This window comes from Bartonella sp. AA86SXKL, from assembly GCF_042196885.1.
The window spans coordinates 1-3438 of record NZ_JBHIRE010000057.1 but is presented as its reverse complement, the minus strand read 5'-3'; the positions used below and the strand labels follow the sequence as shown (position 1 = coordinate 3438).

Sequence of the window (3438 nt, the reverse complement as noted above, 5' to 3'; positions counted from 1 at the left end):
ACATCTTCTAAGTCTTGCAATTGTCTTAGATTCACTGCGTCTGCATCTTCACTACCAGCCGCTACACCTGTAATTTGTCGTGTTTTGCCAGCATCAACATCACCAACACTAACAGCACCTAATGTAGATTTCCAATAAGATACCTCATTCGTTGCAGGTCCCTGCAGCACAGAAGTATAACCCGGAACACCAGCAGCCCTATTGGCTCTAGTATGGCTTCCTATTGCAACACTCCCTTCCACCATCCCCAAAGCGTCGTGACCTAGCCCGATACTATCCAACGCCTGTGCTTTTGAATAGTAACCGATAGAAATGCCATTGTTAGCATTATCCCATACCGATGAACGCTGACCAATACCAATCCCATTTTCTCCTCGGACTTTAGCAACACGCCCTACGGCAATTGAATGATTACTCTTCGCAGTTGTATAATCATCTGGATATTTATCTGTAATATCATCAGAACCTATTGCGATACTATGCTGACCCAAAGAGTGCGCCGAGCGCCCTATAGAAATACTATTCAAACCTGTCGCCTCTGAACTATACCCCAAAACGATAGCATTTTTTTCTGTCGCCTTTGTAAAGGGACCTATAGCAACAGCACTGTCAGCGAGTGCTTTTGCAGTAACACCAATAGCAATTCCCTGATAATTCTTAGCTTCAGATGATAAACCGATAGCTATTGTTCTTTCAGCTGACGCACGTGCAGCGACGTAATAACAGTTTTTGCCTTTATCACATTTTTGCTCATTGCCTATCGCAATAGACGACACAGAGGGCGCACTCGCCGCCGCACCCAACTCAATACCTTTGCCACCACCTCTCTGCATTTCACTAACAGGAATAAGTTGTCTTGCTGTCAAAGTATTTATTACAGAACTATTATCAGTCTTTATTGTGGAATTCTTATCACTATTACCAGAAAGAGTATTGATGAGAAAATTTGCATAGTCACTGGTAGCATCCCCCTTAGGTGTCGTCGCAACACTCAACGCTGTTATATAATTCTCCTTTGACGCACTAGAAGCATCTAATTCACTGTTATCGCTATTATAAGCAGAGATAACATTTTGTGGAGTTCCTACAACAGCACTATCGACACCTTCAAGGAACATTTTGCTTAAATCGACATTTGCCGAAAAACTAGGAGAAACATTCGATAAAAACGCAACTATTGCAACCAACAAAAGCACCCTCACCAAAGACAAGGGATAAGGAAAATGAGTCCCATTTGCATCATCGTGTGCTAATGTGGCATATAATTTTTTCATAACAAATTCTCCAATGAAAAAACTTAAAAACACCTCCAAAACATAAAAAAGACACATTTTAGCATTATTAACCCCTCTGGAATTCATAATAGAGGATCGTTGCTTAGGATGTGAACATTTTGAGTCTTTTGTTTTGTTTGTGCTTTCTGTATTGAGATTTAAATGTTTGTTTTTGGTTTATGTTTTGTGGACATAGAAATAATACATTTAGAATCTAAGGGTTTTAGTATGCTGTTTTTTACTAACTAAAAAAGAGGTCTTCCATATTTAATATTACTTTTTACTTGGTAGTCGTTACTATAAAATGCTTTAAAAAAGGTTTTAGTATGTGTTTTCTTAATTATAGACTTTAGTTTTATTAGAAAGCATTTTTTTATTAATAACAAGTAAAATAAAAAGAGATTGTAGTATGTCCGATATCTAACTTGCTTTGGATAATTGCTTTTTTAGTTAGGACTTCTCTTCTTAAAATATCATGTAATGATATATGCGTGATCCTTTGATGTATCTTTTATCTTTACGCACTACTTATCCCCCCTTTGAAAGTTATTTTATCAAAATGAGTCTTATTAATATACATTCCTGCACGACTATAGACTGTTCAAGAAAATAGCAACATAAAAATATAACTTTTTAGCAATATGGATTCTACTGTGATCTTTTTGCAATAAAAGCATATAAGGGGCTTCTATAAAACCTCAAAGTTTATATCGTCATCAAATATTATGCTTATCTCTAGATAAATACTGTGCGTCTGTAAAAAATATTCACCCTCATTTCAATAAATAAGGGTGAATGTTTTGTTCGGTTTTTATTGTTGGTATTATTTTATTTTCAGAGTGATTGCACCACCTATTCCCCAATGACCACCAGCACTCGTGGCAGAGAGATTAGAGCGGATTTTTCCATTTTCAGATGTATAACCAGCTCCAAGAGCAAATGCCGATTGTCCACGCCATGCGCCGCTACCAAATGAGACACTCAAAGATCCTGGTTCGTCAAAGTAACGTAGATTGGACACTGCTAGACCAACAGCAGCTGCTTGTCTTGCTTCTTTGCGTACACTCTTAATGTCATAACTTAAAATATTAAACTTCATATCTGTATATTGGTGAGCCCGATCAACGGCATCATCAATAGCATCGATAACGATATTATTCACCCGTTGATCTGTGTAATGCTTTGATTGATCAAGAACGACCTTCATCTGCTGCTCAGTGTAATCATGTAGTTGACCACCATTAACAGCTTCTTTCGAACCTTGTTCAATACGACCATCCGCAACATTATCAATCATAACAGGTTCACTTTCATTCCCACCTTTTAGAGTGATCTTATTGGTCTTTTTACCATCAACATCTTTATCATAGTTAACTGCACCATCAGAAAGATTATTAACCGTATTCTCAATATTATCAACTCTGTCTTCAATATTGAAAACTGTTTCACCAATATTCGTAACCGTAGTGGAAATATTGTCGACTCTGTTTTCAATATGTTTAATATCTTTTTCAACGCCAGTGATACGTTCGTTGGTCTCCCAAAGCTGTCCACCATTGACTGCATCTTTTGAACCTTCTGCAATTTTACCATCTGCTACATTGATAATCTTACTTGGTTGACCATCATGGCTAGCGTCATAAGCTTTTTTCTGCTCATTCCAATTTAAACCATTGGACGAGACATTGTTTTCAACATTTTGAATGCGGTCGTTTATCTTAGACATACTCTCACTTACGCCGTCAAAAGCACTGGCAACGTTATGATAATCCTTCTTTTCAGCAGAACTCCCGTTAGCCTTGAAATGTGTTATCTTGAAAGTAGGAGCGGTCCATTTTCCATTATTATAACCAGCGCCACCACCAAAATACGCAGCCAATTGGTTGCTCATCAAATAAAGCTGCGAACCATTTATAGCATCTGTTGAGTTAGCAGAAATATCTCCATTGGCAAGAAACTTAATTTTGCTATTGGTTCTTCCCTCTCCATGCTGTGCTACAAATGCCTGCTCATCACCGCTCCACAACAAAGCGTCCCCTTTGACTTCTTGTGTAATATTCGTGATTTTTTCATTGACATCTTTTACCACATTCGTCAGATGCGTATTCACACTCTTCACATTCGCATCAAGACCACTCAAAGCTGAGCCAACGTCATGATAATT

At 37.8% G+C, this 3438-nt stretch carries 1 protein-coding gene and 1 pseudogene; both read right to left on the bottom strand.

The genetic code is table 11. The features are described from left to right. Nucleotides 1-1274: pseudogene (locus ACFIO5_RS09565) on the bottom strand (hypothetical protein); the annotation flags it as partial. A gap of 823 nt (nucleotides 1275-2097) precedes the next feature. Next, nucleotides 2098-3438: Vomp family autotransporter (locus ACFIO5_RS09560; protein ID WP_375705279.1), on the bottom strand; the 1341-nt coding region annotated here is incomplete at its 5' end.